Below are 7,247 nucleotides of genomic sequence, written 5' to 3' on the forward strand. Positions count from 1 at the left end.
ACTCGGAGCCCCTCTTGGCGGTGCATGTAGGCCGGGGCGTCCGGGAAGGTTCCCATACCCGGGAGGAGGGGCCCGGGGGTCAGGGGAGGACCCCGGGGGAGGGAAGGGGGGGGGGGCGGGCGGTTCGGGCGGGGGGGCCGGTGGTGGGGGCGGCGGGGCCGGCGGTCTGGCGGGGGCCGACGGCGGGATCGGCGGGGTCGGTGGGGTCGGTGGGGCCCGGGCGGCCGGTGGTGGTGCTGGGATCGGGGGTGGTGGCGGCGGAGTCGGCGGTCTGGCGGGGGCCGACGGCGGGATCGGCGGGGTCGGTGGGGTCGGTGGGGCCCGGGCGGCCGGTGGTGGTGCTGGGATCGGGGGTGGTGGAGTCGGCGCCGGCAGGAGTGGTGGCAGCGGTGCCCGAGTCGGAGGTGGTGGCAGTGGTGCCCGAGTCGGGGGTGGTGGCGGTGTCGGAGTTGGGGCTGGTGATGGCAGCGGTGTCGGAGCCGGGAGTGGTGGCAGCGGTGCCGGGATCGGGGGTGGTGGCGGCAGAGGCCGCTCCGGCAGGGGTGGTGGCAGCGGTGCCGGAGCCGGGGGTGGGCAGGATGCGCCAGGCGCCGTCCATGCGGAGGTGGGTGTGGAGGGTGAGGGGGGTCGCGGGCTCTCGGGTCCGCACATCGAGGTCCGCGGCCGGGCCGAGGCGGATGAGGAGGTGCTTGCCGCGCGAGACGACGTCGAGGACGGTGCGACCGGTGACGTCGGCGGTGGCGAGGCGGGGGACGCGGAAGTCGGAACGGGTGATCACCTTGCCCGCGAGGGCGTCGCGGAGCTGGGCCGCCGTGCGGTAGACGTTGTCGCCTTCAGGCATGGCCCCATTGTCCCGCCTGGGCCGTCCCTTTCGGATGTTTCCGGACCCGTGGGACCTGGCATCGCACCTGGCCGCGTTGTCGGGGCGCCCGAGCACGTCGGTACGGAGGCGCACTTCCGCCTTGCGATGCACCACGGCACCAGGTCCCGGCGGGCTCGGCCGCCAAGGCCCGAAGGACGGCCCACGGGTGGCCCTGCGTGGATCCCGAGGCGGTGCGCAGTGGCCTCGGCGTCCGGCGCCGCAGCAGTCCGTGCGCGTGCCAGGCGACCGCTGCGGTGAGCCCCCGCCCACGTCCTTCCCCGGCCGCCCCGGGCGCGGCGCCGGGGGACCGCGGAGACGCGGTCGCGAAGGGGGCGGGCGGCCGCCGACGAGGGGACAGGGCTCAGGATATGACCCCGCACCCGGGGCACGGCCCGGCCCTTCGACCTAGCCTCGCCCCGGCCTTCGGGCTTGGGCCTTCGCTCCGGCCTTCCGGCGCAGTCCTCGTCCCCCGGGGATCGCCCTGGCCTTCTTGCAGGTCCCCCGGGTAGCCCGGCGTTCCGGCGCGGCCCTCCCCTGCGCCGCCTTGGGATAGGGCCCCGGCCTTTTGGTGTTGCCTTCGCGCGCGCCCCTGGGGTACTGCGGGCCTGGCCTTCGGCGCGGGCCTCGCCCACGCCACGAAGGCCCCGGCCTCCCCGGCCATGGCCCCGGTTTTACGGCGCGGTCCCGCCCCCGGAGCTCCGCTCCGGCGGTTCGCACGGCTGGCGGCGGCGGGCTGCTGGGTTCCGTCGCGTGCGGCTTCGCCTCGGGTGGGACCGTTAGCGGAGGCGGAGGCCGCGGGGGGTGGCGTGGAAGCCTGAGGCTTCGATGGGTGGGGCGTAGGGGGAAGTGAGGGACGGGGTGGCGTTGATGCGTTCGATCGTGAGGGCGGGGAGGGTGCCCGTGCGGGAGGCCGTGGTCAGGGCGGACAGGGCCGCCGTGAGGCGGGGGTCGTCGGGCGGGGGCCAGGCGAGGAGGGTCTTGCCACCGCGCTCCAGGTAGAGGGCGAGTTCGCCGTCGACCAGGACCACCAGGGAGCCCGCTTTGCGGCCCGGCTTGTGGGTGGCGCCGGACGGGGGCTCCGGCCAGGGCAGGGCTGCGCCGTAGGCGTTCGCCGGGTCGGCGGCCGCGAGGACCACCGCGGCCAGCGGGGGCGGGGTCCGCTCGGCGGCGCGGAGGCGGTCGACGGCGCCGTCCATGGCGAACTGGGCCGCGCCCAGGCCTTCGACCACGTAGCCGCGGCGGGCCTGGCCGCTGTCCTCGAAGGCGGACAGCACGCGGTAGACCGCGCTGAAGCCGCCCTCCACGCCCTCGGCGGCCACCGCGCCCCGGGTGACCACGCCGTGGCGGTCCAGCAGGGTGCGGGCCAGGGCGTGCGCGCGGTGGGTCGGGTCCGGGGCGTGGACCGGGAGCAGTGACCAGCGGCCCGACACCGTGGGCGGGCCCGTACGGGACGCCGGGACGGCGAGCGTGCCGTAGCGGCCGCGCGGGACCGTGCGGCGCGCGCGGTGGGCGGTGGCGCCCGCCGTGCGGCCCGAGCCGAGGAAGGAGCGCAGCGGGGCCAGGGTGTCGTTCGTCAGGCGGCCCGACCACGCCAGGTCCCAGACGGCGGAGGAGAGGTCCGCGTCCGAGGCGGACGGGATGCGGTCGCGCACCGTCTCCACGAGCTGGCGGAAGAAGAGGCCGTACCCGCCGGAGAGGGTGGCGAGGAGCGCCTCGTGGAGCGGGGTGAGCTCCAGGGGGTGCTGCGGGGGCAGGAGGAGCGGGGCCGCCTCCGCGAGGTAGAGGGAGATCCAGCCGTCCTTGCCCGGCAGGGCCCCCGCACCGGCCCAGATCACCTCGCCCGTGGTGGTGAGCTCGTCCAGGAGGGTCGGGGAGTAGTCCGCGACCCGGGAGGGCAGGATCAGGCGTTCCAGCGCGGAAGCCGGGACCGGGGCGCCCTGGAGCTGCTCGATCGCGCGGGCCAGGCCGTCGACCCCGCGCAGGGCCCCGCCCAGGTGCTGCCACTGGGGGAGGAAGGTGGCGAGGGCGGTCGGCGGGACCGGCTCCAGCTCCTGGCGCAGCGCGGCCAGCGAGCGGCGCCGCAGCCGGCGCAGGACGGTGGCGTCGCACCATTCCTGGCCGATGCCCGCCGGGTGGAACTCGCCCTGGACCACCCGCCCGGCCGCCGCCAGCCGGTGCAGCGCGCCGTCCGTCACGGCGGAGCCCAGGCCGAAGCGGGCGGCGACGGTGGCCGTCGTGAACGGGCCGTGGGTACGGGCGTAGCGCGCGAGGAGGTCGCCCAGCGGGTCCTTCACCGGTTCGGTGAACGCCTCCGGGACGCCCACCGGCAGGGCCGTGCCCAGCGCGTCCCGCAGCCGGCCCGCGTCTTCGATCGCCGCCCAGTGGTCCTCGCCGCCGATCCGGACCCGGATCGCCCTGCGGGACGCGGAGAGGGACTCGGCCCACTGCGGGTCCGCGCCGCGGGCCGCCAGGTCCGCCGGGGTCAGCGGGCCCAGCAGGCGCAGCAGGTCGGCCACCGATTCGGCGCTCTTGGCCCGCCGGTCCTGCGTCAGCCACTGGAGCTCCCGCTCCAGCTCCGTCAGCACCTCCGCGTCCAGGAGCTCGCGCAGCTCCGCCTGGCCCAGCAGTTCCGCCAGCAGCCGGGAGTCCAGGGACAGCGCGGCCGCCCTGCGCTCGGCGAGGGGCGAGTCGCCCTCGTAGAGGAACTGGGCGACGTACCCGAAGAGGAGGGAGCGGGCGAAGGGGGAGGGCTCGGCGGTGGTGACCTCGACCAGGCGGACCCGGCGGGCCTCGATGTCGCCCATCAGCTCGGTCAGGCCCGGTACGTCGAAGACGTCCTGCAGGCACTCCCGTACGGCTTCGAGCACGATCGGGAACGAGCCGAACTCCGAGGCCACTTGCAGCAGCTGCGAGGCGCGCTGGCGCTGCTGCCACAGCGGGGTGCGCTTGCCGGGATCGCGGCGCGGCAGGAGCAGGGCGCGCGCGGCGCACTCGCGGAAGCGGGAGGCGAACAGCGCGGAGCCGCCGACCTGGTCGGTGACGATCTGGTTGATGTCGCCGTGGTCGAAGGTCACGTCGGCCGCGCCGAGCGGAGCCTTCTCGTCGTCGAACTCGAAGGACCGGTCCCGCGCCGGGTCGTGGTCCAGCAGGTCCAGGTCCAGGTCCATGTTCAGCAGGTCGGCGTCCGGGAGGCGGAGCACGATGCCGTCGTCGGCGTGCATCACCTGCGCGTCCATCCCGTACCGCTCGGAGAGGCGGGCGCCGAGGGCCAGCGCCCAAGGGGCGTGCACCTGGGCGCCGAAGGGGGAGTGGACGACGACCCGCCAGTCGCCGAGCTCGTCGCGGAACCGCTCGACGACGATGGTCCGGTCGTCCGGTACGTGGCCGCAGGCCTCGCGCTGTTCGGCGAGGTACGCGAGGACGTTCTCGGCGGCCCAGGCGTCCAGGCCGGCCGCCAGCAGCCGCAGACGGGCGTCGTCCTGGGCGAGGCCGCCGAGCTCGCGCAGGAACGCGCCGACCGCGCGGCCCAGTTCGAGCGGGCGGCCCAGCTGGTCGCCCTTCCAGAACGGCAGGCGGCCCGGAACCCCGGGGGCGGGGGTGACGAGGACGCGGTCACGGGTGATGTCGACGATCCGCCAGGAGCTGGTGCCGAGGGTGAAGACGTCGCCGACGCGGGACTCGTAGACCATCTCCTCGTCGAGCTCGCCGACCCGGCCGCCGCCCTTCTTCGGATCCGAGCCGGCCAGGAAGACGCCGAACAGGCCGCGGTCCGGGATGGTCCCGCCGGAGGTGACCGCGAGCCGCTGGGCCCCCGGCCGGCCGGTGACCGTACCGGCCACGCGGTCCCACACGACCCGGGGCCTGAGCTCGGCGAACGCGTCCGACGGATAGCGGCCGGCCAGCATGTCCAGTACCGCAGTGAAGGCCGAGTCCGGCAGTGCCGCAAACGGCGCCGCCCGCCGCACCAGGGCGAGCAGGTCGTCCAGCTGCCAGGTGTCCATCGCGGTCATCGCGACGAGCTGCTGGGCGAGGACGTCCAGCGGGTTGGAGGGGATCCGCAGGGACTCGATCGAGCCCGTGCGCATCCGCTCGGTGACCACGGCGGCCTGCACGAGGTCGCCCCGGTACTTGGGGAAGACGACTCCGGTGGAGACCGCGCCCACCTGGTGCCCGGCCCGGCCCACCCGCTGCAGCCCGGAGGCGACCGACGGCGGGGACTCCACTTGGATGACGAGGTCCACCGCGCCCATGTCGATGCCGAGCTCCAGGCTGGAGGTGGCGACCACCGCGGGCAGCCGGCCGGCCTTCAAGTCCTCCTCCACGAGCGCCCGCTGTTCCTTGGACACCGAACCGTGGTGGGCGCGGGCCAGCAGCGGCGGCGCGCCGAGCGCGGCGCCCGACTGCGCCATGATCTCGGCCGGCGGCGAACCCTCGGGCAGCGGGCCGCCCATGGCGCGCTCGTACGCGATCTCGTTGAGCCGGTTGCACAGACGCTCGGCGAGGCGGCGGGAGTTGGCGAACACGATCGTGGAGCGGTGGGCCTGGACCAGATCGGCGATCCGCTCCTCCACATGCGGCCAGATGGACGGCTTGTCGCCGCCCTCCTTGCCCTCGGAGGCGGGGGAGCCGCCCAACTCGCCCATGTCCTGGACCGGTACGACCACCGACAGGTCGAACTCCTTGGTCGACGGCGGCTGGACGATCTCCACCCTCCCGCGCGGCGCGAGGTAGCGGGCCACCTCCTCCACAGGCCGGACCGTCGCCGACAGTCCGATCCGGCGCGCCGGGCGCGGCAGCAGCTCGTCCAACCGCTCCAGCGACAGGGCGAGATGGGCGCCCCGCTTGGTCCCGGCGACCGCGTGCACCTCGTCCAGGATCACCGTCTCGACCCCGGCCAGGGCCTCGCGGGCCGCCGAGGTCAGCATCAGGAACAGCGACTCGGGCGTGGTGATCAGGATGTCCGGCGGCCGGGTCGACAGGGCCCGCCGCTCGGCGGGCGGGGTGTCCCCGGAGCGGATCCCGACCCGGATCTCCGGCTCGGGCAGCCCCAGGCGGGCGGACTCCTGCCGGATCCCGGTCAGCGGGCTGCGGAGATTGCGCTCCACGTCCACCGCCAGGGCCTTCAGGGGCGATACGTACAGCACCCGGCAGCGCTTCTTCGGCTCGGCCGGGGGCGGCACGGACGCGAGCTGGTCGAGGGCGGCGAGGAAGGCGGCCAGGGTCTTGCCGGAGCCGGTGGGGGCCACCACCAGCACGTCCGAGCCCTGCCCGATCGCCCGCCAGGCGCCCTCCTGTGCGGTGGTGGGCGCGGCGAAGGCCCCCGTGAACCACGAGCGGGTCGCGGGGGAGAACGAGTCGAGCGCGGTACCGGGCATGCCACCATCGTGCACCCGCCCACTGACAACCGGCCGGACCTGCGCAAACGCCGGGCCCGGGAGGGCGCAGAATGAGGGGATGGGGACGGGGAGCGGAGCGGACGGGGGCCGCCGGGAGTGGGCGCGGCACTGGCAGTACGCGGAACTGCCCGGCCTGGACCTCCTGCGCGCCCATTACGTACGCCACACCTTTCCGCGCCACGCCCACGACGGGTACGTCATCGCGGCCGTCACCGGCGGCGTCGAGGAGATCGGCCTGCCCGGCGGAACCGTCCGCGCCGGGCCCGGCAGCGTCGTTCTGATCAATCCCGAGGTCGCGCACACCGCCCGCGCCGGAGTCCCCGAGGGCTGGGCCTACGCCACCCTCTACCCCTCCCGGGCGCTGATCGCCGAGGTCGCCGCCGAGATCGGCACCCCGCACGGGACGCCCGGCTTCACCGCCGACATGGTCGCCGACCCGCAGGCCTCGCGGATGATCACCGAGGTCCACCGGGCCGCGGAGGCCGGCAACGCGCTGGCCGCCGACACGCTGCTGCGCGGGGTGGTGGCCCGGATGCTGACCCGGCACGCCGGGCCGCTGCCCGCCCGTACGGTGCGCCGCGCGGGCGCCGCCGACGCCGAGCGGGCCCGTGCCGTACTGGCGGAGCGGATGGGCGAGCCGCCGTCGCTGGAGCAGCTCGCGGCGGAGCTGGGGACGAGCCCGTTCGCACTGCTGCGGGCCTTCCGGGACCGGTACGGCATGCCGCCGCACACCTGGCTGACCGACGCCCGGGTCCGCCGGGCGCGCCTGCTCCTCGACGCCGGAACCGCGCCGGCGGACGCGGCCGTCAGCGTCGGCTTCACCGACCAGCCGCACCTGAACCGGCACTTCACCCGCATCGTGGGGGTGCCGCCGGGCGCCTACAGGCGGGAACGGGCCTCCGGTTAGCTCCGGATCGCGGGCCGGGCCGGGCCGGGGCGGACCGGGGCGGACCGGGGCGCGGGGCGCGTACACGGCGCGGGTGCGCGGG

General features: G+C 76.0%; 2 protein-coding genes and 1 pseudogene. 1 reads left to right on the plus strand and 2 read right to left on the minus strand.

Going from position 1 to position 7,247, the window contains the following annotated elements; genetic code table 11:
• Positions 1-562 precede the first annotated feature (562 nt).
• Together J7E97_RS36415 and J7E97_RS31150 are read right to left on the minus strand one after the other, a co-directional pair.
• A pseudogene (locus J7E97_RS36415) lies at positions 563-841 on the minus strand (DNA-formamidopyrimidine glycosylase family protein); the annotation flags it as partial.
• A 797-nt stretch (positions 842-1,638) separates the two neighbouring features.
• Positions 1,639-6,237: an ATP-dependent helicase gene (locus J7E97_RS31150; RefSeq protein ID WP_215034265.1), complete on the minus strand. Its 4,599-nt coding sequence runs from the start codon at positions 6,235-6,237 to the stop codon at positions 1,639-1,641.
• Positions 6,238-6,316: 79 nt separating this feature from the next.
• Between J7E97_RS31150 and J7E97_RS31155 the strand changes: the two genes are divergently transcribed.
• Positions 6,317-7,165, plus strand: coding sequence for an AraC family transcriptional regulator (locus tag J7E97_RS31155; protein WP_215034267.1), 849 nt, complete (start codon positions 6,317-6,319; stop codon positions 7,163-7,165).
• Positions 7,166-7,247 lie beyond the last annotated feature (82 nt).

The sequence above is a fragment of the Streptomyces sp. ISL-66 genome (assembly GCF_018614135.1).
Classification (GTDB): Bacteria; Actinomycetota; Actinomycetes; order Streptomycetales; family Streptomycetaceae; genus Streptomyces.